The 25,412-nt window shown below is 71.0% G+C and carries 21 protein-coding genes; 15 read left to right on the top strand and 6 right to left on the bottom strand.

The window, feature by feature from the left end; translation table 11 throughout:
- Nucleotides 1–419 precede the first annotated feature (419 nt).
- Genes ABZ470_RS27585 through ABZ470_RS27575 form a run of 3 tightly spaced genes read left to right on the top strand, consistent with a single transcriptional unit; the run spans nucleotide 420 to nucleotide 3,149 of the window.
- Nucleotides 420–1,055, top strand: a complete 636-nt coding sequence (locus ABZ470_RS27585) for a GPP34 family phosphoprotein (protein ID WP_362914960.1) — start codon at nucleotides 420–422, stop codon at nucleotides 1,053–1,055.
- Nucleotides 1,056–1,086: 31 nt separating this feature from the next.
- A complete protein-coding gene (locus ABZ470_RS27580; protein WP_352015700.1) occupies nucleotides 1,087–2,559 on the top strand; it encodes an APC family permease in 1,473 nt (490 codons plus the stop codon).
- Nucleotides 2,556–3,149, top strand: a complete 594-nt coding sequence (locus ABZ470_RS27575; RefSeq protein WP_362914958.1) for a GNAT family N-acetyltransferase — start codon at nucleotides 2,556–2,558, stop codon at nucleotides 3,147–3,149. The genes ABZ470_RS27580 and ABZ470_RS27575 overlap by 4 nt, the downstream gene beginning before the upstream one ends.
- A gap of 506 nt (nucleotides 3,150–3,655) precedes the next feature.
- On the opposite strand, the gene ABZ470_RS27570 is transcribed toward ABZ470_RS27575, so the two are convergent.
- The gene (locus ABZ470_RS27570) at nucleotides 3,656–3,799 is read right to left on the bottom strand and encodes a hypothetical protein (protein WP_352015698.1); all 144 of its coding nucleotides are present in this window, start codon (nucleotides 3,797–3,799) and stop codon (nucleotides 3,656–3,658) included.
- Nucleotides 3,800–4,163: 364 nt separating this feature from the next.
- On the opposite strand from ABZ470_RS27570, the gene ABZ470_RS27565 reads away from it, so the two are divergent.
- Nucleotides 4,164–6,989 (top strand): BTAD domain-containing putative transcriptional regulator, encoded by a 2,826-nt coding sequence (locus tag ABZ470_RS27565; protein WP_352015697.1) that lies wholly within the window; start codon nucleotides 4,164–4,166, stop codon nucleotides 6,987–6,989.
- A gap of 36 nt (nucleotides 6,990–7,025) precedes the next feature.
- On the opposite strand, the gene ABZ470_RS27560 is transcribed toward ABZ470_RS27565, so the two are convergent.
- Nucleotides 7,026–7,856 carry an ion transporter gene (locus ABZ470_RS27560; protein ID WP_362779962.1) on the bottom strand — a complete coding sequence of 277 codons (831 nt, stop codon included), beginning with the start codon at nucleotides 7,854–7,856 and terminating at the stop codon, nucleotides 7,026–7,028.
- Between the two features lie 101 nt (nucleotides 7,857–7,957).
- The gene (locus tag ABZ470_RS27555) at nucleotides 7,958–9,451 is read right to left on the bottom strand and encodes a carboxylesterase family protein (RefSeq protein WP_362914955.1); all 1,494 of its coding nucleotides are present in this window, start codon (nucleotides 9,449–9,451) and stop codon (nucleotides 7,958–7,960) included.
- 95 nt (nucleotides 9,452–9,546) lie between these two features.
- Here ABZ470_RS27555 and ABZ470_RS27550 point away from each other — a divergent pair, with 95 nt between their 5' ends.
- From ABZ470_RS27550 to ABZ470_RS27540, 3 genes are all read left to right on the top strand, one after another.
- Entirely contained in the window at nucleotides 9,547–10,158 is a 612-nt protein-coding gene (locus tag ABZ470_RS27550) for a TetR family transcriptional regulator C-terminal domain-containing protein (protein ID WP_362914953.1), read from the top strand.
- A 466-nt stretch (nucleotides 10,159–10,624) separates the two neighbouring features.
- The gene (locus ABZ470_RS27545) at nucleotides 10,625–13,267 is read left to right on the top strand and encodes a S8 family serine peptidase (protein ID WP_362914951.1); all 2,643 of its coding nucleotides are present in this window, start codon (nucleotides 10,625–10,627) and stop codon (nucleotides 13,265–13,267) included.
- Nucleotides 13,268–13,403: 136 nt separating this feature from the next.
- Complete coding sequence (locus tag ABZ470_RS27540) at nucleotides 13,404–13,850, top strand: cytidine deaminase (RefSeq protein ID WP_352015692.1); 447 nt, start codon at nucleotides 13,404–13,406, stop codon at nucleotides 13,848–13,850.
- Nucleotides 13,851–13,854: 4 nt separating this feature from the next.
- Here the strand turns inward: ABZ470_RS27540 and ABZ470_RS27535 are convergent, their stop codons facing one another.
- Both ABZ470_RS27535 and ABZ470_RS27530 read right to left on the bottom strand, forming a co-directional pair.
- Nucleotides 13,855–14,547 carry an ankyrin repeat domain-containing protein gene (locus ABZ470_RS27535; RefSeq protein ID WP_362914948.1) on the bottom strand — a complete coding sequence of 231 codons (693 nt, stop codon included), beginning with the start codon at nucleotides 14,545–14,547 and terminating at the stop codon, nucleotides 13,855–13,857.
- Between the two features lie 128 nt (nucleotides 14,548–14,675).
- Entirely contained in the window at nucleotides 14,676–15,221 is a 546-nt protein-coding gene (locus tag ABZ470_RS27530) for a heme-binding protein (protein ID WP_362914946.1), read from the bottom strand.
- A 201-nt stretch (nucleotides 15,222–15,422) separates the two neighbouring features.
- Between ABZ470_RS27530 and ABZ470_RS27525 the strand changes: the two genes are divergently transcribed.
- A complete protein-coding gene (locus tag ABZ470_RS27525) occupies nucleotides 15,423–16,595 on the top strand; it encodes a sensor histidine kinase (protein ID WP_362914944.1) in 1,173 nt (390 codons plus the stop codon).
- Nucleotides 16,592–17,215, top strand: coding sequence for a response regulator transcription factor (locus tag ABZ470_RS27520; protein ID WP_362914941.1), 624 nt, complete (start codon nucleotides 16,592–16,594; stop codon nucleotides 17,213–17,215). Before ABZ470_RS27525 ends, ABZ470_RS27520 begins: the two co-directional genes overlap by 4 nt.
- 6 nt (nucleotides 17,216–17,221) lie before the next feature.
- Here ABZ470_RS27520 and ABZ470_RS27515 read toward each other — a convergent pair whose 3' ends face one another.
- Nucleotides 17,222–17,890, bottom strand: a complete 669-nt coding sequence (locus tag ABZ470_RS27515; protein WP_362914939.1) for an FCD domain-containing protein — start codon at nucleotides 17,888–17,890, stop codon at nucleotides 17,222–17,224.
- Nucleotides 17,891–17,969: 79 nt separating this feature from the next.
- Between ABZ470_RS27515 and ABZ470_RS27510 the strand changes: the two genes are divergently transcribed.
- From ABZ470_RS27510 to ABZ470_RS27485, 6 genes are all read left to right on the top strand, one after another.
- Nucleotides 17,970–19,100, top strand: a complete 1,131-nt coding sequence (locus tag ABZ470_RS27510) for an amidohydrolase family protein (protein ID WP_362914936.1) — start codon at nucleotides 17,970–17,972, stop codon at nucleotides 19,098–19,100.
- Complete coding sequence (locus ABZ470_RS27505) at nucleotides 19,097–20,368, top strand: aldolase/citrate lyase family protein (protein ID WP_362914934.1); 1,272 nt, start codon at nucleotides 19,097–19,099, stop codon at nucleotides 20,366–20,368. Before ABZ470_RS27510 ends, ABZ470_RS27505 begins: the two co-directional genes overlap by 4 nt.
- Complete coding sequence (locus ABZ470_RS27500) at nucleotides 20,356–21,090, top strand: aspartate/glutamate racemase family protein (protein WP_362779984.1); 735 nt, start codon at nucleotides 20,356–20,358, stop codon at nucleotides 21,088–21,090. The genes ABZ470_RS27505 and ABZ470_RS27500 overlap by 13 nt, the downstream gene beginning before the upstream one ends.
- Nucleotides 21,090–22,430, top strand: a complete 1,341-nt coding sequence (gene allB, locus ABZ470_RS27495; RefSeq protein WP_362914931.1) for an allantoinase AllB — start codon at nucleotides 21,090–21,092, stop codon at nucleotides 22,428–22,430. Before ABZ470_RS27500 ends, allB begins: the two co-directional genes overlap by 1 nt.
- Nucleotides 22,427–23,530, top strand: coding sequence for an allantoicase (gene alc / locus ABZ470_RS27490; protein WP_362914929.1), 1,104 nt, complete (start codon nucleotides 22,427–22,429; stop codon nucleotides 23,528–23,530). Before allB ends, alc begins: the two co-directional genes overlap by 4 nt.
- Before the next feature lie 393 nt (nucleotides 23,531–23,923).
- Nucleotides 23,924–25,303, top strand: coding sequence for a glutamine synthetase family protein (locus ABZ470_RS27485; protein WP_362914927.1), 1,380 nt, complete (start codon nucleotides 23,924–23,926; stop codon nucleotides 25,301–25,303).
- The last annotated feature ends 109 nt before the right edge of the window (nucleotides 25,304–25,412 follow it).

Here is a 25,412-nt window from a genome sequence, read left to right as displayed (position 1 = left end):
GTCCCTGGCCGGAGGTGAGGGCCGGAGAACCGGGCGACACAGCTGGAGTTCCAGGACGGCCGGGAGCCGACCGTCACGACGAGGAGGCCCGTAGGGGTATTACGCCAGTCTGAAAATACCAAAAAACACCGTATTAAACCCCATGGGATTCACGAGACGGCACCCTCGGGAGCCTTCTGACCGGGGTTGTTCCGGCCCTGGGAGGCCTTGACGGACCACCCCCCGACGCCCGTCCGCGACCGGCCAAAAATGGGCGAATTCCCAAATTCGGCAGAACTTTCGATAGACCGTTCGACACAGCTCCAGGTTGTCGGCCGCCTGTCCGTTTCTTCGGATCTCACCAGGCTGAGCTATGTCCGGATCCGGAACTTCGTTCACATAATGACAGATTTAATGATTTAGCTATACGATCGCCGTTCGTGGTTGGAGTTAATCCCCCAAGAACCCGATTGGCCGACGACCTGTTCTTTGTCATGCATGACAACTCGACCGGCCGGCTGCGGCTTCACGCCCGCCTGGCCGGTCTGGGGCTGGCCGCCGCCATCCTGGGAGAGCTGATGCTCGCCGGGCGGACAACCGTGGGATTGGCAGCGGGGCAGATACGGCTCGTCGTTCTCGACACGGCGCCGCCCGGAGACGCGGTCACCAGGACCGCCTTGGACCACATCATCGCCGAGCCCGCCCACCGCCTCCATACCTGGTTGCAGTTCTTCGCCCGTACGGCGCTCGCCGACGTGGCGGCCCGGATGACCGCCGACGGGCTGCTGCGCCCGCCCGGCAGACGCCCGTCGCGGAGGCAGGCACCGGTCGACGTGAACATCGCGGCGTGGCCCGGTGGACGCGTCAACCTGGCGATCCAACGCCGTGAACCGCTCAACGTCCAGGACAACGTCCTGCTGGGGCTGCTCGTCGTGACCGGCGGCAGCCGGCTCGTCCTGTGGGAACAGAACCCGGGATATCTCTCCGATTCGGTCGCCGCCCTCCCGGCGCCGCTCCAGGAACTGATCGCCCAGACCGAGGCTGCCGTGGGTGACTCCATCATCAGCCGCCGGTGAACCCACCCCCCTCACTCCAAGGATCCTCCCCATGTCCGTGACAGAACGAAGGGCCAGCGCCGTCTCCGCCGCACTGGCCCAGGACCGCCTCGGTGTGCCGTCGGTGGTGTTCTTCGTCATCTCGGCGGCGGCGCCGCTGACTGTCATCGGCGGTTCGGTGACCTCCGCCTACGCCGCGACCGGCGTGACCGGCGTACCGCTCGCCTTCATCCTGCTCGGAGCCATCCTGGGCCTGTTCGCCGTCGGCTACGTGACGATGGCCCGTTACGTCGTCAACGCCGGGGCGTTCTACGCCTACACCGCGAAAGGACTCGGCAGGCCGATCGGAGTGGCGACCGCGTGGGTCGCGTTGCTGGCCTACAACGCGCTCCAGGTGGGCCTCTACGGCATGATCGGCGCGGCGGCCCAGCAGCCGATCACCGACTGGTTCGGAAGCTCCCCTCCCTGGTGGGTCATCGGACTGGTCGCCTGGGTGCTGACCGGGGTGCTCGGCCTCATGCGGGTCGACGTGAACGGGAAGGTCCTGTCGGTCCTGCTGCTGACGGAGATAGCCGTCGTCATCGTGTTCGACGTCGCGGACCTGATCAACCCGTCGGCCTCGGGCTACAGCCTCGACGTCTTCTCCCCCTCAAGCCTCTTCGTCCCCGGGATCGGTGCGGTGGTCGCGATCTGCATCGCGTCCTTCGCGGGCTTCGAGTCGTCGGTGGTGTTCTCCGAGGAGACCAAGGACCCGAGGCGTACGGTGCCGATCGCGACCTACGTCGCGCTCGCCGTCATCTCGGGCCTCTACGCCGTCTCGTCCTGGGCGATGACCGTGCCGATCGGCTCGGGCAAGATCGTCGACGCCTCACGTGAGCAGAGCTCGGCCCTGCTGTTCAACCTGGCCGGGCGGCACCTGGGGGCGACCATCGCCACCATCGGCTCTCTCCTGTTCGTGACGAGCCTCTTCGCCGCGCTGATCGCCTTCCACAACACGATCTCCCGTTACATCTTCGCCCTCGGCAGGGAGAGGGTGCTTCCCGAGACCTTCGGTCGCACCTCCCCCGGGACCGGCGCCCCGATCAACGGCTCACTGGCGCAGAGCGTCATCGGGCTGATCACGATCGTCGTGTACGCGGCCTTCGGCCTGGACCCGGTCGTCCAGCTGTTCTTCACCGTCGGATCGTTCGGCGGCCTGGGGCTGCTCATGATGCTGGCGGCCACCTCGGTCTCCGTGCTGGTCTTCTTCTCCAAGAACCCCAACGAGGAGAACGCCTGGCGGACCAGGATCGCCCCGGGCATCTCCTCGGTCCTGCTGGTCGTGGTCATCGCGCTCGTCATGATCAACTTCGACACCGTGCTCGGCGTGGCCTCCGACTCCCCGCTGCGCTGGATCATGCCCGCCGTCTACTTCGTCGCCGTGGGGCTCGGCGTCGTGTGGGGACTCACCCTGCGGTCCAACCGGCCGAAGGTGTACGCGAACATCGGGCGGGGCGCCCAGGCCGCCGTGGGAGGGGCCGAATGACAGAGATCATCCGCATCCAGAACGTTCCCGGAGCGGCCGAGGCCGTCGGCGCGATCATCGCCACCTCCTTCCACGAGCAGGAGATCTCGGCCTGGATGATCCCGTCGGACGACGATCGCCGCCAGGTCATGCCCCCCTTCTTCTCCATGGCCACCGAGAGCGCCCTCGTCCACGGCGAGGTCCACGCGACGGCCGACATGACCGCCGTGGCCGTGTGGTTCCACAAGGGCGTCGAGCCGCTTCCCGAGATCCCCGGCCGGGACGCCCGGGTGGCGGAGCTGGCCGGTCCTCACGCGGAGCGCATCGGGCGGATGGGAGAGGAGATGGACAAGCGCCATCCTCACGAACCGCACCACTATCTGGCGTTCCTCGCCGTGCTCCCCGGGCACCAGCGGCAAAGGACGGGGACCCGGCTGCTCCAGGGGTACCACCACGGGCTCGACGAGGCGGGCATACCCGCGTACCTGGAGGCCAGCAGTACCCACAGCCGCAGGCTCTACCTGCGCCACGGTTACCAGGACCTCGGCGACCCGATATTCATGCCCGGCGGCCCGCCGATGTTCCCGATGTGGCGCCCGCCGAACCCCTGACCCGCGTACGGCCCCGCCCCCCCGCCTGACAGGCGCCGGGCAGGCCTCGGGCGGTCTCGCCGACGCCCCTGTTGCCGGCGAGACCGCCCTCACGTCGTCGGATCCCGAACCGGGCGCCCGACGATCACGGCCGACCCGGCGGAGGGTCGGGACGGGCCTGGGAGGCGTTTCCCGAGCCCGCCGGCCCCTGCGCCGGTGGTGATCCATGTGCTTGCCGTACGGATGACCACAGGGAACGCGAACACCGAGCCGTACCAGGTGGTCCTGTCGTCGGCTTCGGAGTCGAAGCCGTATTCGCCCTTTTCCCGGTCACCGGCCTTCGTGTCGCCGATGCCGTAGGAGAGGCGGCGGTGCCGTTCCACGGTCTCCGAACCGATCAGCCTGCTGATTCGGGCGGCTCACCGGGGACACCCGTTGGTGAGAGTGGTGCGGTCCTTGTCCGAAAGCCGATTTTCGGCACGCGCGAAAATGGGCCGGTCGATGCGGTCGTCGATGCCGACGACGGCCTACGAGGCCTCGCCCGCGTCGACGGTCACCGCGGGCCGCTCGGCCGCCGGATCGTCCGGCGCGGCCAAGGCGGAAAAGGCCGTACCGACGACCATGTCGGTCAGCGTGATCTCTGAGATCAGGAGCAGGCGACTGACGAGCATTCCAGGTCATCTCCTTGGGGGTGGACATGGCTCCGTTCCGTTCCTGCGGTGGGATGCCCGTCGGCCGAACGGCCCACCGGTCTGGGATCGTCCCGTCTGCCCGGCCGGTTGAACCGCCACGGAAACGCCTTGGGAGAGGGCGTCTCCACGGTCGGCCGAAATCAAGCTGTTCCGGTCTTTCCAGGTTTCCGGTGAACCACCCGCCTCCGGCGGCCGGCGTGTTTCCCGCATCCGCTCTTCCGCTTTTTTGGTGGAACGAGAACCACTGTGCGCCATTGCCTGTGGACGAACCTTGGGCCAACCTTGAACCGGCTGGTCCGACCGGCTGTCCCGGGCCGGAATTCCCGCTGGAAAGGTGAACGGAATGGCCGTGGAGTTCGGCTTGTTCGGTGGCGTCGAGGCGCGAGCCGACGGTCGGCCGATCGAGCTGGGCCACGCCCGGCAGCGATCCGTGCTGGCGGCGCTGCTGATCGATGCGAACCGGGTGACATCGGTCGAGCAACTGGTGGACCGGGTGTGGGGCGAGCGTTCTCCCCAACGGGCTGAGGGAACCCTGTACAGCTACGTGTCCCGCCTGCGTCAGGCACTGGCTCCGGTCGCCGGTGAGGCGCGTCTTTCGCGGGCCTCCGGTGGCTACGTCCTCGCGGTCGACGCCTCCACCGTGGACCTGCACCGTTTTCGCGACCTGACCGCCCGGGCCCGCACGGCCGATGACGACGGCACCGCCGCCTCCCTGCTGGAGCAGGCGCTCGGCCTGTGGCGGGGAGAGCTCTTCCCCTCCCTGGACACCCCGTGGTTCAACTCCGTACGCGAGTCCCTGGGAAGGGAGCGGTTCGCCGCCGAGCTGGATCTGGGCGATGTCCTGCTGCGGCTCGGACGGCACGCGGAAATGCCCTTCGAGCTGGCCGCCCGCACCAGGGAACATCCGTTGGACGAGCGCCTGGCCGGTCAGCTCATGCTGGCCCTGTACCGCTGCGGCCGTCCCGCCGACGCCCTGAACCACTACCGGGACCTCCGGAGCCGGTTGGCGGATGATCTCGGTATCGACCCGGGCCCGGAGCTGCGGCACCTCCATCAGCAGATCCTCACCGCTGATCCGGCCATCGCCGTACCGTCCCCCGCCGACTCCCCCACGACCGGCGCCCACCCCGCGCCCACTCCGGTGCCGCGGCAACTTCCGGCACCGCCGCCGATGTTCACCGGCCGGGACCTGGAGGTGAAGGTCCTCTGCGGAATGCTGGATCCCGACGAGCCCCGGCACGCCCACGTGGTGGCCGTCGACGGAGTCGCCGGAGTCGGGAAGTCCGCGCTGGCGCTTCATGCGAGCCATCGGATGGCACACGGGTTCCCCGACGGGCAGCTCTACGTCAACCTGCAGGGCGCGTCTGCCGCGGGAGCGCCGCTGACGCCGTACGACGTCCTCGTCCAGTGGCTCCCCCAGCTCGGTGTGGCGGGCACGGATGTGCCCGGCGAAACAGGGGCGGCGAGCGCGCTGTGGCGCTCGGTGCTGGCGGGGCGGCGCCTGCTGCTGGTGCTCGACGACGCCTTCTCCGCCGAGCAGGTCCGTCCGCTGCTGCCCGCGGAACGCGGATGTGTGACGGTCGTGACCAGCAGGAGCGTGCTGTCCACCCTGGACGGAGCCGAGTTCGTGCACCTGGAGCCGCTGGCCCAGGAGGAGGCGGTGACGTTGCTGGAGCGGCTGGCGGGTGCGGGCCGGGTGGTCGCGGACCCGACGGCCGCCGGCGACGTCGTCGGGTTCTGCGAACGCCTTCCGCTCCTGCTGCGCATCGTGGCCGCCAGGCTGGCGGCCCGTCCGAGCTGGTCGATCCGGGTGATCGCCGACCGGCTGGCCGAGGAGCACCGGCGCCTGAACGAACTGCAGGCCGGTGAGCTGAGCGCGCGGGCGAGCCTCGCGGTGAGTCTGCGGGAGACGAGTGAGGAGGGCGCGCGGGTCTTCGCGTCTCTCGCGATGGTCGGCGTGACCGAGCTCGACCTGCCGCTGGCGGCCTCGCTCGCCGGCCTGCCCTGGGCCGCCGCAGAAGCCGTCCTGGAACAGCTCGTCGACGCCCGCCTCATCGACTCGCCCGTTCCCGGCCGTTACCGGATGCACGACGTGGTCCGGCTCTACGCCCGCGAGCAGGCCCGCGTGCGGGCCGACACCGCCGGGTGGAGCGCCACGCGACGCCGGGTGCTGGATCACTACCTGGCCCTCACCCAACAGGCCGCCCTCCTGCTGGACCCGGAGGAGGCCTCCGCGCTCACGACCGGACCGCCGCCGGCCCATCCCTCCGGTTTCGCGTTCGACGACCGCTCCGAGGCGAGTGCCTGGATCGACTTCGTGGCCCCCCATCTGCCGATGATCATGGACGAACTGGCCGGTTCCGACGACCTGACCGCCGACATCGCCCTGCTCGCCCTGGAGGCCTATCCGGCGCTGGTGGTCCGCGACCGCTGGACGGAGCTGATCCGGCTGAGTTCCATCGCGGTCAGGACCGCCCGCGACGGCGACCGGCGGGTCCTTGAGGCACGGGCCCACAATCTGCTGGGCATGGCGTACGGCAACACCGGCCGGTTGGACGAGAGCCTCGCCGAGTTCGATCTCGCCCTCCGGCAGTGGGAGGAGATCGGTGACCGGCACCAGATGGCCCGCGCCCTGAACAACCTGGGCCTCGTCGCACGCCTGCGCGGCGACCTGCCGGAGGCGGTGCGCTGCCACGAACGCAGCATCCTGCTGTTCCAGGAGGTCGGGGACTCCAACGGGCAGGCTCGGGCCCTGTCCAATCTGGGTCTCGTCCACCAGCGCATCGGTGACCACGATCAGGCGATCGTGGCGCACGAGGAGGCCGCCGGGATATTCCGGACCCTGGGCGACCGGTACCGTCTCGGCCTCATCCTGGGCAACCTCGCCCGGTCCGTACGGCTGGCCGGCCGGATCCGCGAGTCCCTCGACCGCTACCAGGACAGCCTGAGGGTCATCCGCGAGACCGGTAACCGTTCCGGTGAGGCCGAGCAACTGTGGGGACTGGCACAGGCCCTGCACGACCTCGGTGAGTCCGACCTCGCGCGTGCGCAGTGGCGCGCCGCCCTGGACATTCTCCGCGAGTGCGGTGACCTCACCGCCAAGGAGGTGGAGGCCATCCTCGCCCAGCCCGTTCCACAGGCGCCGGCGGCCATCAGCAGGGGGGTCTGAACGAGGATCGGCCGTCCGGGCCGGACCCGGGAGCGGTCAGAGTGCCGTGTGGTGGTCGTTCCTGGAGGAATGCATCGTGTCGATTTTGGCGTGCAGCCGGGCCAGGTCCTCGGCGATGGCTGCCAGCCGGTCCTCGGTCCGCTGTTCCTCCGTCGAGGTGTTCTGGTCGTCCATCGCGTTGACCACGACGGCGATCAACAGGTTCAGCACCACGAAGGTCGTCATGAGGATGTAGCCGACGAAGAACACCCACGCCCACGGTTCCCGCCCCATGACCCTCTCGGCGATGTCCGGCCACGCCTCACCGGTCATGACCTGGAACAGGGTGAACAGCGAGGTGGGCAGCTCGCCGAAGTACTCCGGGGCGATCCCTCCGAACAGCTGTGTCGCCAGGACCGCCGAGACGTACATGACCAGAACGAGCAGGCCGACGATCGACAGCATGCCGGGGATGGCGGACAGCAGGGCGTTGACGACGTTGCGCATGCTGGGCACGGCCGACACCAGGCGTAACGCGCGCAGGATCCGCAGGGTGCGCAGTATCGAGGTCGGGCCCGAGGCGGGAACCAGCGCGACGCCCACGATGATCGTGTCGAACCAGTTCCACGGGTCGCGGAAGAAGGCCCCACGGTAGGCGTACAGCCGGGCGGCCAGTTCGACGGCGAAGACCGCCAGGGCGATCCTGTCGACGACGTGGAGCAGTCCGCCGACGTGATCGACGAGGTAGGAGGACGTCTCACAGCCGATCGTGATCGCGTTGATCACGATGACCGCGACCACGGCCCGCTGCAGGAGGGAACTCTCAAGAAAACGGCGCGTCCGTTCCCGTACCGGCACCTGGTCGATTCCTGAAGGATGGGGGTTCACCCGACGATCATCGCAAACCGCCGTCCACGATTTTCGGACAGATCCCCCTATGCGGCTCATCACAGGAGAATTCGACCGATGATCGGCAGGCGCCGCGGCGTCTACGGGAGGTCGAAGGGGGCCGGGAAGTGGTCCTCCCAGATCCGGCGGGAGGCCTGCTCCGGGTAGGGCAGGGTCTCCGACGGGGCGTCCAGGACGCGGGTGAGCCGCCGGTCGGGCCGGTGGGCGGCCCACCCCGCGTCACCGGTGGTGACGAAGCGGATCCACGCCTCCTTCAGCTCGCGGGAGAGAGCGACGGCCTCGGGGGCGGGCTCGTCGCCGAGGAGCTGTGTGCCGACGGGGCTGTCCAGGGTGCCGAACGCCAGGGGGACGTCGAGGCTGTGACAGGCGCCCAGGGCACCGCCGAGGGCCGGAGCGCTCCAGCGCAGCTCGAACAGGTACGAGGTGCCGCCCGCCGCGGCGTTCGCCTCGGCGAGCTTCTGCGACGGCATGCGGAAGAGCGCGTCGGAGTACACCGCCTCCACCAGTTCCTCGGGGCCGGCCTGCGCGAACGCGGCGCGGTACGCCTGCGCGCCGTGCGGCTGGGGGGCGAGCAGTTCCAGTGCCGTGCGGGCGTCCTGCTCGGTGAAGGTGCCCCGCCGTCCGCCCATGACGCTGAACAGCCGGAACTCGTCCCGGGTGTGGCCGGCGAGCAGTTCGGTCCCGCTCGCGCGCGTACCGGTCAGCGCGGGCCAGGGCGTCTCGGGAAGGACCTCACCGTCGACGACGGGGCACAGGGAGGTGCCGGTTCCCGTGATCCGCCCCCAGCTCTCCCGGTGCGCGTGGAGACCGGCGTTGAAGGAGGTGAGCTCCGCGGCCAGGCGCCAGGGGTCGACGTCGCGCAGGGCCGCGGCGGTGGGGGCCGCCGCCCCGAACCGGTCCGCGAGCGCGGCGGTGATCCGCCGTGCCAGCGCGGGGGTGCTGTGCAGTCCCGGCACCGAGTGGGCGATGGCCCGCCGGAACAGGCCGCGCGCCGGTTTCATCGTCAGGAGGGCGGCGACCGACCCCGCCCCGGCGGACTGTCCGGCCACGGTGACCTGGTCGGGGTCGCCTCCGAAGGCGGCGATGTTCCGCCGCACCCATTCCAGTGCCGCGATCTGGTCGAGGAATCCGCGGTTGGGCGGCGCGTCGTCGAGGAACGCGAACCCCTCCGCGCCCACGCGGCAGTTGACGGTCACCACGACGAGTCCCGCCTCGGCCAGCGCCGCCGGGTCGTACATCGGGTCGCTCGACATCGCCGTGACGTAGCCGCCCACGGGCAGCCACACCAGCACCGGCAGTCCCGCCACGCCCGGGTCCGGAGTGCCGACGTTGAGCGTCAGCCAGTCCGTGCCCCGCTGCGGGCCCACGTCGACCGGCAGGGACAACGGCACCGCGGGACCGAACTCCGTCGCCTGCCTCGTCCCCTCCCAGCGGTCCGGCGGGGACGGCGCGGCGAAGCGGAGCTCCCCCACCGGAGGCCGGGCGTAGGGGATGCCGCGGAACACCGCGTGCCCCTGCCGCCAGAGCCCCCGCACCGGGCCCTCCGTGGTCCGCACCCTCGGCTGTCCAGACATGACGTCTCCTTCCCTGAGTGGGGCCAGGATTATAGGTCAGCTGTATTATGTCAACTGTATTGGAAAGACTCCGGGACACGAGGGAGGGACCGGCGATGCCGAAACAGGTGGACCATCGTGAACGCCGCGAGGCGATCGCCCGCGCGTTGTGGCGGGTCGTGGAGCAGCGCGGCGTCACACACCTGACGCTGCGCGTGGTGGCGCAGGAGGCGGGCATCTCCCTCGGGCAGCTGCAGCACTACTTCGCCTCCCGGACCGCCATGCTCTCCTTCGCCATGGACTTCGCGTCCGAGCGGACCTCGCTACGCGTCGCCCAGGGCCTCGAAAAGCTCGGCGACCACCCACACCCCCGTGACGTGCTGCGACTGACGCTCATGGAGATGCTCCCCCTGCACGCCGACGCCCGCGCGACCAGCCGGATGAGCACCGCCTACGTCCTGGAGGCACTGCACGACGAGGCCGTCCACGAGCAGGCGCGTCACGGCCTCACCCAGGGACGGGCCCTTGTCGAACGGCTGGTCCGCCATGCGATCGCCGATGGGCACATCGCCCCCGGCCGCGACCCGGCGACCGAGACCAACCTGCTCCTCGCCCTCACCGGCCTCACCCCCCTGATCGAACTGAACGTGATCGAACCCCGGGACGCGCTCGCCGCGATCGACCTGCACCTGGACAGGTTGTTCGACGGGAACGACCGGAGGGCGTGACCCACACCCGAAGCGGATTCCGCGCCGGATCGGCGGACCGGTCGTCAACCCACGCCCGAGGAAGCGTTCCGCGTGACGGGAAAAGCCGTCAGAATCATTTCCACAGGACGGAACGCATCGGGAAATTTCGAATTCCAACCTCTTCGCAGAAACGCGCCGATCTCCATCGGCCCAATGGATTCCCTACGACGCGAAATCGGCGTTGTCAAGCCGGTGCACAGCCAATTTCCTGCGACAACGGCCAGCACAATGACGCTTCGCATCCACCCGGAAGCCAATCGTGCAAATCAAATTCACAGTTGATTTTCACACATGTGATCGGCCTATGCTGACCCGTCGGCTCCCTTGGTCCCACAACAAACCCATCGCGCGGGAAACGCGCCATTCGGCGTGCCCGCACGCCCAAAGTCACGAACGCCGGGCGGCACCCGCGCACCCCAGAGGACGACGAGAAGAGGAGAATTCGGTGCCAACTCACTCCGCCACCCGGGGTCACGGAGGACCACGGTCACGGTGGCTCACCGCGGCCCTGCTCTCCGTGGCCGTCGGCGCGCTGTCCGGCGTGGTCGCCGCGAATCCCGCCTCGGCCGAGCCCGCCCCGGCCTACGACCACAGCAAGGACAAGGGCACCGCCCCGGGCACCCACGCCCCCCTGCCCAAGGGCTTCTCCACGACCCAGCTCTCGGTGAAGTTCAAGCCCGGCCTCGCCGTACGGCTGCGCGGGCAGGGGCTGGTCGCCAAGGACTCCGGAGACGCCGCGGACATCCAGAAGGTCCTGGCCAAGTACAAGGACGCCTCCATCAGGCCCCTGTCCTCGACCTCCGAGACGAAGACCACCGAGCAGCGCCTCCAGCTGGAGAGGAAGACCGGCAGGCAACTGCCCGACCTCAACTCCTGGTTCGTCGTCACCGCCCCCAAGAGCGGCGTCGAGGGCCTGCTGAAGGACCTCAACGCCCTGCCCTCGGTCGAGATCGCCCAGGCCAAGCCGAACGTCCGCTCCTTCTCGGAACCGCTGCGCCCCCATCAGAAGTACCTCAACTCGGCCACCTCGGTGTCGGGCGGCGGGGTGGACGCCGAGTACGCCCACACCCAGACGGGTGGCAAGGGCGACGGCATCACCGTCACCGACATCGAGGTCCAGTCCACGATCATCCCCGCCTACGGCGGACAGACGATCTCCGCCGGAGACGACCACTCGCTGATGCTGGACTCCCTCGGCCATGTCTGGGCCTGGGGTGACAACAGCCAGGGACAGCTCGGCACCGGGGACACCGCGGCCAGGAAGATCCCGGTGCAGGTCCCCGGCCTGAACAACTTCATGTCCGTCGCCGCGGGCAACGACTTCTCCGTGGCGAGGAAGAGCGACGGCACCGTGTGGGCGTGGGGTGACAACAGCCAGGGACAGCTCGGTAACGGCACCCTGACCGACAGCTCCGTCCCGGTGCAGGTCGCCGGGATCTACAACGCCGCGAGCATCAGTGTCGGCCCCAACCACGCCCTGGCCGTCCTGACCGACGGCACCGTACGCGCCTGGGGCGACAACAGCCAGGGACAGCTCGGCTACGCCGGCTCCGACTCCCCCGTCGCCATCGCCGTCCCCGGCCTCACCGGCGTCATCACCTCGACCGGTGGAATCGCGGCGGGCTACGGCCACTCCGTGGCGCTCATCAACGACGGCACCGTCAAGGCCTGGGGCGGCAACGGCACCGGCCAGCTGGGCGACGGCACCACGACCAACCGCACCACCCCGGCCGCCGTCACCGGCCTGACCGACGTCAGGCTGATCAGCAGCCGGGGCTACCACACCCTGGCCGTCCTCACCGACGGCACCGTCAAGGCCTGGGGGGACAACGACCAGGGACAGCTCGGCGACGGCACCACCGTGGACCGCAAGACCCCGGTCGCCGTCCCCGGCCTGACCAACGTCAGCGACGTCTCGGCCGGAGCCCTGCACAGCCTCGCCACCACCTCCTCGCTCACCTCGACCACCTACGCCTGGGGCGACAACGCCCAGGGACAACTCGGCGACGGCACCACCGTCGACCGTCCCTCCCCCACCGCGATCTCCCCCTCCCTGGAATGGGTCGCGGCGGGCCGTACCCACAACATCGGCAAGGCCGGCTCGTCGTTCTTCACCTGGGGCGTCAACGGCACCGGCCAGCTGGGCGACGGCACCACCACCACCCACATCACCCCGACCCAGCTGAGCGGAGTGGCCAACCGCTGGAACCTCTGCCACGAGGACCTCGCGGGACGCGTCGCGGCGGGTCAGATCGTCCAGCTGCCGTCCGCGTTCGGTGACCCGTGCTCCACCGACGCCGGCACGATCTACCACGGCACCGCCGTCGCCGGGATCATCGGCGCCCAGGACGACAACGGCGTCGGCATGGCGGGCATCGCGCCGCACGCCACCCTGCACCTGACCGGCAACGCGATCCCCGACCCCGTCGCCTACACCACCGCCCACTCCCAGCCGGGCGACGTCATGCTCTTCGAGTTCGGTGCCGAACCCGAGGCGTACAAGCACTACCCCTGGGAGTACGACAGCAGCGTCTACGACCAGATCGTCCTGGCCGTCGCCGCCGGAGTGACCGTGGTCGAGGCGGGGGGCAACGCGAGCAGCAACCTCGACGATCCCCTGGACCCCTACTCCGCCGTCATCATGGGCCGCCCCGACTCGGGCGCCATCATCGTCGGCGCCGGAGCGCCCCCCAGCCCCGGCGGCACCAACTGCCTCGGCTCGACCCCGCCCGCCGAGCGGACCGCGATGTCCTTCTCCACGTACGGCTCCCGCGTCGACCTCCAGGCCTACGGCGCCTGCGTCGCGACGCTGGGCGTCCCCTTGGCGAACGACCTGACTCCCTCGGAGACCAACCCCAACAAGATCTACTCCGGCAGGTTCAGCGGTACCTCAAGCGCCAGCGCCATCATCGCCGGAACCGTCGCCTCCCTGCAGGGCGTGGCCAAGGCCAACGGCGGCGTGCTCACCCCCGTCCAGGCCCGCGACACCCTCAAGCTCACCGGAACGGGACAGCCCGCGAGCGACCCCCGCCACATCGGCCCGCAGCCCAACCTGCACGCCGCCATCGACGACATCCTGACCCCCTGACCTGCTGACCTGCTGACCTTTGGCCGGAACGACCTCCTGGCCGGAACCGAGGGCCGGTGAACGCGCGGGCCACGGGACGCCTCCCGTGGCCCGCGCCTCGTATCGTGGAGGCCTGTTCTACAACGGGAGACACCGGATGCGACTTGATCAAGCCCTTGTGGACGCGGCCGTCGCGCAGATGGAACGGCGCTGGCCCGCCGACGAACCGGGGGGCGCCGCGGCCGTCTACCTGGAGGACGGGCAGATCATCACCAGCGTCGGCCTGGACAACTTCAACGGCGGGGTTTCCCTGTGTCATGAGACCGGGGCCTTCTGCCAGGCCTACACGCTCAACAAGAGGATCACCGCCTCCGTGTGCGTCTTCCGGGAGTCCGCGCGGGACCGCGTCCTCTTTCTTCCTCCCTGTGGCGTCTGCCAGGAGCGCCTGGCCCTGTGGGGGCCCGACGTGCAGGTCGGTGTGCCCGACGACTCCAGCCCGGCGGGATGGGGCGTTCGCACCCTTCGCGAGGTGAACCCGTACTACTGGGCGCAGCAGTTCACCGAGGACGGCACCTGGCCCACCCTTGAGGCCCACTCCTCCTGAGCCGTCAGTGCGCTCCGGCGGCGCGGAGCAGGCCGGCTACCGCGGTCTGCCTCCTGGAGACCGCGTGGGCGAGTGGGGTGACGCCCTCGCGGTCACCGAGGTCGACGTCGGCGCCCGCCGCGATGAGCAGGCGGACGATCTCCTGGTAGGGCCGGCCGCCGTCGCCGAGGATGACCGCCTCAAGCAGGCCGGTCCAGCCGAGGTCGTTGACGTGATCGACCTTGATGCCGGTCTTCAGCACCTCCCGGACGTAGTCCACGTGCCCACGCTCACAGGCGGGGATCAGGGAGACGCCCCCGTAGCGGTTGCGTATGGTCAGGTCGGGCCTGCCGGGCAGAAGGGCCCTGAGCATCGCGACGCTTCCGGTCACGCCCGTGACCAGCCAGGGGGTGTCGTGCCTGGAGTCCAGCGCGTTCGGGTCCGCGCCGGCCGCGATCAGCAGTTCGGCGACCTCCACGTGGTCGCCCGCCACGGCGAGCAGCAGTGCCGTACGGCGGAGCCCGTCGCGGGCCCCGACGTCGGCCCCGGAGGTGAGCGCGTCCCGGACACCCGCGACGTCGCCTCGCGCGGCGCGCGTCAGCAGTTCATCGTTGAGCACCTTCTCCCCTTTCACCGTGCGACTCACCGTACGGCCGCCGCAGGCAGCGGCCAGCAGGCCGAGTCCGGAGAGCAGGATCGCCCGGCGCCTCATCCACATCGTCCCTCTCCCCTGCTTCCGATACCCGGTCTCTCGACCTCCGGCCTCCCGGATCCCTGACCTCCTGGTCCCCTGCCTCGACTCCCGGCCCCCGACGACGTCCGGCCCGGCGGGGCGGGACGGGTCGGTCAGCGGAGCCGACCGGCGACGGCCTTGAGGCCCTCCTGGGCGATGGCCTCGTCGATGTCGCCGCTCGGCGCGCCGCCGACACCGATGCCCGCGACGGGCGCGCCGCCGGAGACCACGGGAACACCGCCGCCGAGGAAGAGAGTGCCCGGAATGTCGGCGATGTTCGGGCCGCCGCCGGTCACGCCCTTGCCAAGCTCACTTGTCGTCTTACCGAAGGAGACCGCGGTGAAGGCCTTGCGCCGCGCCGACTCCTCGGTCTGCGGGCCCGCGCCGTCGCCCTTCAGCACCAGACGGGTCACGCCGGACCGGTCGACGATCACCACCGTGACACGCTGCTTCCGCCTGGCGGCCTCCTTCATCGCGGCGTCGGCGATCGTCAGGGCGGCGTCGGCGGAGAGCACGTCGGTCTGCACGACGACCTGCCCGTTCTTGGCGGGGGCGGCCTGCGCGGGGGAGGCGGCGGCGAAACCGAGGGTGCCCGCCATGATGGCGAGCCCCGCGAGGGAGCCGACGACCAGGCGGGGACGCGCGGAACGGACTGTCATTGGTTTCTCCAGGTGCGGGTCGGTGGAACCTTGCACACCCAAGGTTTCCGGAGACGGCGTTCCCGGCCATCGCAAGCATGGGTGGTTCCCGGACGCCGAAGGGTCGAGGAAGAAGTCAACCGATCGGTTGACGCGTGGCCGTACCGCTCGGGCCGATCCTCGCCAGGGGATAACGTCGAGAAAGACCAGACAAGGAGGGTGATGAGGGAACGTATCTGGCTCAACTGGGCCATGCACGCGGGGTTCTACCTGCTGCTCGCCGCCTCCGCCCTGCGGCTGGTGTCCCGGCACGACATGGGGACGCGGACCGTCGCCTCGCTGGTCGTCGGCGGTCTCCTGGCCCTGACCTACACGGCGGGCGTCGTCCTCTGGAACCGCCTCGGACGCGGGCGCGTCGTCTGGCTGGCGGGAGTGGCGGCGGTCTGGCTCGTGCTCGTGGTGCTCGCGCCGTCGTTCAGCTGGTGCGCGGTCCCCCTGCTCTTCCTGTGCCTGCGGTCGCTGAACGCGCGTGGTTTCGCGGTGGCCGCGGCCGCCCTCACACTGGTCGTGATCGCGGCCCAGCTCAAGATCGCGCGGGAGTTCGATCTCAGCCTGATCCTCGCGCCGATCGGCATCGCCGCCATGACCGCGGTGATCTTCTGGGAGCTCCAGCGGGAGAGCGCCGCCCGGCAGCTCCTCATCGACGACCTGATCAGCACCCGGGGAACGCTGGCCGACTCCCGGCACCGTACCGGCGTCCTGGAGGAGCGCGAGCGGCTGGCCAGGGAGATCCACGACACCCTCGCCCAGGGGCTCACCAGCATGGGCATCCTTCTGCAGGCCGCCGACCGCATGTGGGCCTCCGACCCCGAGCTGGCCCGCGCCCACGTACGGCGGGCGGCGGCAGCGGCCGCGGAGAACCTCGACGAGGCCCGGCGCTTCGTCCGCGACCTCCAGCCCCCGGGCCTGGTCGAGGCCTCGCTGCCCGAGGCCCTGGCCAGGCTCTGCGCGGACACCGGGAACGGCACCGGGCCTGACGTGCGTTTCCGTCAGGAGGGCGAGCAGTACCCGCTGGAGCCCGAGGTGCAGGCGGCGTTGCTGCGGGTGGCGCAGGGGGCGCTGGCCAACGTCCGCGACCACTCCCGCGCGGGCACTGCCATGGTGACCCTGTCCTACCTCGACGGTGAGGTCACGCTGGACGTCTTCGACGACGGCGCCGGGTTCGACGCCCCGGCCCCCGCGCCGGGCCGGGGATACGGGCTGCGGGCGATGCGCGACAGGATGGCGGAGGTGAACGGCGTCCTGGTCGTCGAGAGCGTCCCCGGCGAGGGAACGGGGATCGCGGCCACGGTCCCGACCGGCGCGCAGGCACGAGACGGGGAGGAGGAGCGATGAGGCTGTTTCTGGTCGACGACCATCCGGTGGTCCGGGCGGGGCTGGTGGCGCTGCTCGGCGGTGAGCCCGACATGGAGGTCGTCGGCGAGGCCGCCGGTGGGGACGAGGCACTGCGGGGTGTCGCCACGAGCTCCCCGGACGTCGTGCTCATGGACCTGCAGCTCGGCGACGGCGTCGACGGGGTCGAGGCCACCCGGCGGATCCGGGAGCTGCCCACTCCGCCGCAGGTCCTGGTGCTGACGACGTACGAGACCGACGCGGACATCATGCGGGCCGTCGACGCCGGGGCCACCGGTTACCTGCTCAAGGCGTGCCCGCCGGAGGAGCTGTTCCAGGGCATCAGGGCCGCGGCCAGGGGCGAGTCGGTGCTGTCCGCCAAGGTCGCGGCCCGGATGATGAGGCGGATGCGCGACCCCGGCCCGGCGTTGAGCGCCCGGGAGGTGGAGATCCTGGAGCTGCTGGCGAGCGGCGCGGGCAACCGGGAGATCGCCAGGCGGCTCTTCATCACCGAGGCGACGGTCAAGACCCACCTGGTGCACATCTACGGCAAGCTCGGCGTGGACACGCGTACGGCCGCGGTGACCGCCGCCGTCGAGCGGCGCCTGATCAGGCTCCCCTGAGGCGCTTCAGAGATCGTTCTCCTGCTCGTTGAGGATGGCGAGCGCGATCGTGACCGCGCCCGCCGCGTCGCCCGCCTCGATCGCCCGGTACAGGTCCCGGTGGGTGGAGTCGGCGTCGAGCACGGCGTGTTCCATGCACTGGTCGCGGCGGACCGTTTCGCGCACCGCCTCGCTCATGCCCCGGTACAGGTCCAGCAGCACGGGGTTGTGCGAGGCCGCGGCGACGGCCAGGTGGAAGTCAACGTCGGCGTCGGCGAACGCGTCGAGGTCGGCGGCCTCGTGGGCGGCGGTGCGCCGTTGCAGCGTCTCCCGCAGCGCGTCGAGGTCGGCCGGTTCGCGTCGTTCGGCGGCGAGCCTGGCCGCCACGAGGTCCAGGCCGCGCCGTACGTCGATGATGTCCATGGTGGCCGCGCGGTCCAGGCGGCGCCTGAGGGCGACCTCGTTCTCGTCGGTCGCGGTGACGTAGGTTCCGTCGCCCTGACGGGTGGCGAGCAGGCCGGCGTGGACGAGGACGCGGACGGCCTCGCGCACCGAGAGCCTGCTCACGCCCAGGGTCTCGGCCAGCCGCCCCTCTGTGGGGATCTTGGTGCCGACCGGCCAGACGCCGTTCGCGATCTCCTGGCGGAGCTCGTGGATGGCGGAGTCGACGAGGGAGGTCCGGCCCACGTGGCGCATTCTTCCTCTGCTTCTCTAATCATCTGATGTCTGATAATTCTAGGACACTGTCGCCCTCAGGTTAAGGGGATCAGCCGGTATGGCTCAGATTCTGTTCACCCATGTCCGCCCCCACGACGTCCTGGTCGAGGACGGTCGCGTCGTCCCCCTCGAACGCAGAACCGAGGACTGCGAGGTGGTGGACTGCGGCGGGCTGCTCGCCCTGCCCGCCCCGGTCGACGCGCACATCCACCCCGACAAGACCACCTGGGGGCAGCCCTGGCTGAGCCGTACCCCGGCCGGGACGCTGCGTGACCTGATCGAGGGCGACGTCGCGGCACGGGCCGGGATGACCGCGCCGGTCGCCGAGCGGGCCGGGGCGCTCATGGACAGCGCGATCGCCCGTGGCACCCGGGCGTGGCGGGCGCACGTGGACGTCGCCCCGGTGTACGGGCTGAGCAACGTGCACGGCGTGCGGGAGGCCGCCCAGGCGCGCGGGGACCTGCTGGACGTGCAGATCGTCGCCTTCCCCCAGCTCGGCCTGCTCACGGCGCCGGGGACGGCGGAGCTGATGGAGCGGTCACTGCGGGAGGGCGCCGACATCGTCGGCGGGCTCGACCCCGTGGGCGTCGACGGCGACCTGCACGGCCACCTCGACCTGCTGTACGGCATGGCCGAGCGGCACGCCGTACCCGTCGACATCCACCTGCACGACCGCGGCGAGGAGGGTGTCGCGCAGGTGGTCGAGATCGCCCGCAGGGCGAGGTCCAGCGGGGTGCCGACCACGATCAGCCACGCCTTCTGCCTGGAGGGCCGCGAGGACCTCGCCGAGACGCTGTTCGAAGCAGGAGTCTCATTGACCACCTGCGCGCTCGGCGCGTCCCCGATCCCGCCCGTCGGGCCGCTGCGCGAGGCCGGGGTGCCGGTCGGCCTCGGATCCGACGGGGTGCGGGACCCGTGGACGCCGTTCGGCGACGGCGACATGATCAACCGTGCGCACCTGCTCGCCTACCGCACCGACGCCCGTACCGACGAGGAACTGGCCGCGTGCTACGAGGTCGCGGCGCACGGGGGCGCCGCCCTGCTCGGTCTCGAACCGGTCAGGTTCCAGCCCGGCGACCCCGCCACCTTCGTCCTGGTCCGCGCCGAGTCCATGGCCCAGGCCGTGGTGGACCGGCCGATCCCCCAGGTCGTGGTCCGTGACGGCCGGGTCATCCAGGCCGGATCGTGAACGGCCCCGACCTCACCACCGGCCTCGCCGCCGAACTTTCCGCCGAGCTTTCCGCCGAGCTGGATGTCCGGCTGGCGGCGGCGGACGAACGGCTGCGCACGGCCTACCCCGGCGAGCCGACCGGCAGGCAGCCGGTGCACACCGTCTACGTCCCGGCCGACCGCTACACCCCGGACACCGTACGGACGTGGGGCGAGCAGGCCCGGACGGCGCTGGCCGCGCACGGCCGGACCGCCGAGGAGTTCGCCGACGCGCTCGGCCTGCCGCCGGGGACGGCGGCGGAGGTGTACGACCTGGTCCTGGCCAAGCTGGAGCGCGAACCGGTCGAGGACCTGAGGATCGACTTCGAGGACGGCTACGGCGACCGCCCGGACGCCGAGGAGGACGCGGCCGCCCGGACCGCCGCCAAGGCCCTCGCCTCCGGTGACGGCACGCCCTTCTGCGGAATCCGGTTCAAGAGCTTCGAGGCGCCGACCCGGCGGCGCGGCCTGCGCACCCTGGCGATCTTCCTGGAGGCCCTCGGCCCGCCGCCCGGCGGCTTCGTCGTCACGCTCCCGAAGGTGACCTCCGTCGAACAGGTGGAGGCGATGACGCTGACCGCCGAACGGCTGGAGGCCGCCCACGGGCTGCCGCACGGGAGCCTGCGGTTCGAGATCCAGGTGGAGACACCACAGGCGATCATGGGCGTGGACGGCGTCTCGCCGCTGGCGCCGATGATCCACGCCTCGGCCGGGCGCTGCACGGGCCTGCACTACGGCACCTACGACTACTCGGCGGCACTCGGGGTCTCGGCCGCCCACCAGAGCGTGGAGCACCCGGTCGCCGACCACGCCAAGGCCGTCATGCGGGTCGCCGCCGCGGGCACCGGCGTACGCGTCTGCGACGGCTCGACCAACGTGCTCCCGGTCGGCGACGGCGACACGGTCCGCGCCGCCTGGAGGCTGCACGCGCGCCTGGTACGGCGTGCCCTTGAGGACGGCGTCCACCAGGGCTGGGACCTGCATCCGGCCCAGTTGCCCAGCCGGTACGCCGCCGTCTACGCCTTCTTCAGGGAGGGGCTGCCGGGCGCGGCGGCCCGGCTGCGCGGCTATCTCGACCGCCGGGAGTCCGGCTTCCTCGACGAGCCCGCGACCGCCAGGGCGATGGCCGGGTTCCTCGCCCGGGGCCTCGACTGCGGCGCCGTCGGCGAGGCCGAACTGCGCGACCTCACCGGCGTCACCCCCGCCGAACTGCGGGCCGTACGAGGTGGGCCGTCATGCGCATCCTGATCGTGAACGTGAACACCACCCGGTCGATGACCGAGACGATCCGTGCCCAGGCGGCGGCGTACGCGTCGCCGGGCGTCGAGATCGTCGGCCTCACCCCGTCGTTCGGGCCCGAGTCGGTCGAGGGGAACTTCGAGAGCTACCTGGCCGCGGTCGCGGTGATGGACCGGGTCGTCCGGTACGCCGAGCCGTACGACGCGGTGATCCAGGCCGGGTACGGCGAGCACGGCCGCGAGGGGCTCCAGGAACTGCTCGACGTCCCCGTGGTGGACATCACCGAGGCCGCCGCGCAGGTCGCGATGCTGATCGGGCGCACCTACTCGGTCGTCACCACCCTCGACCGCGCCGTGCCGCAGATCGAGGACAGGCTGCGGCTCGCCGGGCTGACCGGCCGGTGCGCGTCGGTCCGGGCCGGCGGGCTTTCGGTCCTCGAACTCGACGAGGACCCCGGCCGGGCCGTCGGCGCGATCGTCGCCCAGGCCCGCAGGGCCGTCGAGGACGACCGGGCCGAGGTGATCTGCCTCGGATGCGGAGGGATGGCCGGTCTCGACCGGGAGATCGCCGCCGCCACCGGGGTACCGGTCGTGGACGGCGTCGCCGCCGCGGTCGCCCTCGCCGAAGGGCTCGTCCGGCTCGGCCTCACCACGAGCAAGGTGCGAACCTACGCGAAACCGCGCCCCAAGACCGTGACCGGATGGCCGGTCCACACCGGGGGTGCCTCCTGATGGCCGGGCTTGACCTGCTGTTCCGTGCCCGTCGCGTCGTCACCCCCGCCGGGGAGAGGGCGTGCGGCGTCGGCGTGCGGAACGGGACGATCGTCGCGGTCGAACCGCCGGACACGGATCTCGACGCCGCCGAGGTCGTCGAACTCGGCGACGACGAGGTGCTATTGCCCGGCCTCGTGGACAGCCACGTGCACGTGAACGACCCCGGCCGGGCCGAGTGGGAGGGGTTCGCGACCGCCACCCGGGCCGCCGCGGCCGGTGGCGTCACGACGATCGTCGACATGCCGCTGAACAGCCTCCCGCCAACCGTCGACACGGCCGCGTTGCGGGTGAAGCGGGAGGCCGCCGAGGGGCGGGTGCTCGTCGACGTCGGCCTCTGGGGCGGTGCCGTACCGGGCAACCTGCGTGAGCTGCGCGGGCTCCACGACGCCGGGGTGTTCGGGTTCAAGTGTTTCCTGCTGCACTCCGGTGTGGAGGAGTTCCCCCACCTTGAGCCGGACGAGCTGGCGGACGCGCTCAGGGAGATCCGGGCGTTCGACGCGCTGATGATCGTGCACGCCGAGGACCCGCACGTGATCGATCACGCCCCGGCGGCGCACGGCGCGAGCTACCGGGACTTCCTGCGCTCCCGGCCCCGTGGCGCGGAGAACCTCGCGATCGCACGCGTCATCGAACTGGCCCGCACGACCGGCTGCCGGGTGCACATCCTGCACCTGTCCAGCTCGGACGCGCTGCCGATGATCCGCTCGGCCCGGGACGACGGCGTCCGGATCACCGTGGAGACCTGCCCGCACTATCTGACGTTCACTGCGGAGGAGATCGCCGAGGGGGCCACCCAGTTCAAGTGCTGCCCGCCGATCCGCGAGGAGCCCAACCGCGAGTCGCTCTGGCGGGGTCTCGCCGACGGCACCGTCGACTGCGTGGTCTCCGACCACTCGCCGTGCACACCGGAGCTCAAGCGGTTCGACACCGGGGACTTCGGCGCGGCCTGGAGCGGCATCGCGTCGCTGCAGCTCGGCCTGCCCGCCGTGTGGACCGAGGCCAGGCGTCGCGGCCACACCCTGACCGACGTGGCGCGCTGGATGGCCGAGGGCCCCGCGAGGGTGGCCGGTCTGTCCCGCAAGGGCCGGATCGCCCCGGGCCACCAGGCCGACTTCTGCGTGTTCGCCCCCGACCAGGTGTTCACGGTCGACAGGGACCGGCTGCACCACCGCAACCCCGTCACGCCCTACCACGGCCGCGAGCTCACCGGCGTGGTCCGCGGCACCTGGCTGCGCGGCGTACGGATCGACATCGACGGCCCGCCGCAGGGCCGACTGCTCAACCGAGGAGAGGCATGACCTTCACCCACCTTCCCGACCTGGCCTCCCGCGCGCTGGCCGGCAGCGTCGTGTACGCCAACGACGAGTTGTTCGCCGAACGCGAGAACCTGATCAAGCCCGGTCCCTCGGTGTTCTCGACGGAGGACTTCGGCCACAAGGGCAAGGTGTACGACGGCTGGGAGACCCGGCGCCGCCGCGAACCGGGGAACGACCACGCGATCATCCGGCTCGGTGTCCCCGGCGTGGTGCGCGGCGTGGTGATCGACACCGCCTGGTTCAGGGGCAACTACCCGCCCTACGCCTCGGTCGAGGCGACCAGCGTCGAAGGAGCGCCGTCACCGGCCGAGCTCGAAAAGGCGACCTGGGAGACGATCGTCGGCAGGAGCGCGATCGAGGGCGACGCCGAGAACGCCTTCGAGGTGACGGACCCACGACGCTGGACCCACGTCCGGCTGAGCATCTACCCCGACGGCGGGGTGGCCCGGTTCCGGGTGTACGGCGAGCCCGTGCCGGACCCCCGCCTCCTGGACGGCACGATCGACCTGGCCGCGCTGGAGAACGGCGGATCGGTGATCGACTGCTCGAACACCTTCTACTCCTCGCCGGTGCAACTGCTGCTGCCCGGCAGGGCCGCGACCATGGGCGACGGCTGGGAGAACGCCCGCCGTCGCGACGGCGGCAACGACCACGTGTCGATCAGGCTCGCGGCCCGGGGGCGGGTCCGCCGGGTGGAGATCGACACGTCGTACTTCGTCGGCAACGCGGCGGGCTGGGCCACGCTGAGGGGGACCGACGCCGATCGTCCCGGCGAGGACACCGAGTGGTTCGACCTGATCCCCAGGACCAGGCTGCAGCCGGACACGCGTCACTTCTTCCGCCCGGTCTCCGCCGCCCCCGTGACGCACGTCCGTCTCGACGTCTTCCCCGACGGCGGCCTGGCCAGGCTCAGGGTGCACGGCGAACTGACCGCCGACGCCCACCGGGCCGCCGTCCTCGACTGGCTCACCCTGCTCCCCGAGGAACACGCCGTCCAGGTCCTCGGCGAGGCCGGTGTGCCCCGTCAGCCCGGCGAACTGCCTCCGGCGGTGCTCGCCGCGCTCATGGGAGAGTCCCGGTAGGAGCGCGCCTTCTTCGCCCGGTGGCGGCCGAGGCGGGCGCGGGAAGCTCGTCGCCACGGGCCGGTCGGTGGCCTGGGTCGGACCGGCCACCGAGGCGCCCTCCGGCACCGGTGACCGCCGTGATCGCCTGAACCGTGGCCTCCGGAGACCCACCTCGCCTGCCGGAGTGGGACGGCCCCGGCTCCTCGGTGCTCTCCCGGCGTGTATCCGGATCTTCGCCCTCGTCGCCGTGACCCCAGACGGTATCTTCGCCAGCGTGCCCCTCGACGCGAAGAACGCCCGCCCGGCACACCGGTTCCGGCCATCCCCGTCGCGCCCGGCCGTACCCTCCACGCCCCGGACCACGTCTCGCCGTGACCGCCTGACAACCACCGAACTCCCAAGGAGCGATCCATGGCACAGAACGTGACGACCGTCGATCTCCAGGCGAAGGCGGAGGCGTTGGCGAAGGAGGGCGTCGTCGGCATCACCATCGCCTGGGCGGACAACAACGGCATCACCCGCTCCCGTACGGTCCCGGTCGACCAGCTGGCGTCCGTGGCGGAACGCGGGGTCGGCGTCACCACGCTGTTCGCGGTTTTCGACTCCCACGACGGCATCACCTTCGGCCACCCGGGGCTCGCCACGCCGTCCGGCGACATCCGGCTGATCCCCGTCTCCGACCGGATCGTCCAGCTGGCCGGACAGCCCTCGTTCGCGTGGGTCCCCGGCAGGCAGGTCGCCGCCGACGGCTCCGCCTGGCCGTACGACCAGCGGGGCGCGCTGGAGCGTCAGGTCGGCCGGGCGGCGGAACTCGGCCTGGAGTTCCGCGCGGGCTACGAGATGGAGTTCCACCTCAGCCACACCGAGCCGGGCCCCGGCGGGAGCACCCAGCTCGCTCTCCCCGGCCCGGCCTACGGCCCCCGCGTCCTGCTCGACGTCGACGGCTTCGCCGCCCAGCTCCTGGGTGACCTGCGGGACAACGGCGTGCGGGTCAACCAGTTCCACGCCGAGTACGGCCCGGCCCAGTACGAGCTCAGCATCGCGGCGGCCGACCCCGTCACCGCCGCGGACCAGCAGTTGCTCGCCCGGCAGACCATCCACGCCGCCGCGAGGGCGCACGGGCTGCGGGCGAGCTTCGCCCCCCTGATCACCGGCGCCGGGGTCGGCAACGGCTGGCACCTGCACACCTCGCTGTCCCGCGACGGGGTCAACCTGCTCTCCGGGGGCGACGGGCCGTACGGCCTGACCGCCGAGGGAGCCGCCTACCTGGCCGGTCTCCTGCGCGACCTGCCGGCCATCACCGCCGTCACGGCGCCCAGCGTCCCCTCCCTGCACCGGCTCAGGCCCGGTTACTTCTCCAGCGCCTACACCTTCTGGGGGGTGGAGAACCGGGAGGCCGCCCTGCGGTTCGTCCCCGCCACCGAACTGCTCGGCGCCTCCCACGCCAACGTCGAGCTCAAGCCCTCCGACGCCTCCGCCAACCCCCATCTCGCGCTCGCCGTCGTCATCGCCTCCGGCCTGGCCGGGATCGCCGACGGCCTCACCCCGCCGGAGCCCGTCCAGGAGAACCCGGACATGTGGTCAGCGGAGCGGCGCGAAGCGGCGAACATCCACCGGCTTCCCGCCACCCCCGACGAACAACGCGCGGCCCTGCTCGGCAACGACCGCGTCCGCGACGCCCTGGGCGAGGAACTCCTGGGCGCCTTCGCCGCAGTCCGCGCGGCCGACCAGGCCTGGGCCGAGGGCAAACCCCTCGAAGAAGTCATCACCGCCCACCTGTGGCGCTACTGACAGCCCTTTCCAAGATCTCGTCGAACTGGTTCAGGGGTCTTTCCGGTCTTTGGAAAGGTTGTCCAGCTTCGGGTCATAGGTGGTGGGGGGTCCGGCGTGTGCGTCGACA

Origin of the sequence: Streptosporangium sp. NPDC020072, assembly GCF_040631445.1 — a bacterium.
Lineage (GTDB): Bacteria > Actinomycetota > Actinomycetes > Streptosporangiales > Streptosporangiaceae > Streptosporangium.
This window is presented reverse-complemented; position numbering and strand designations above follow the sequence as displayed.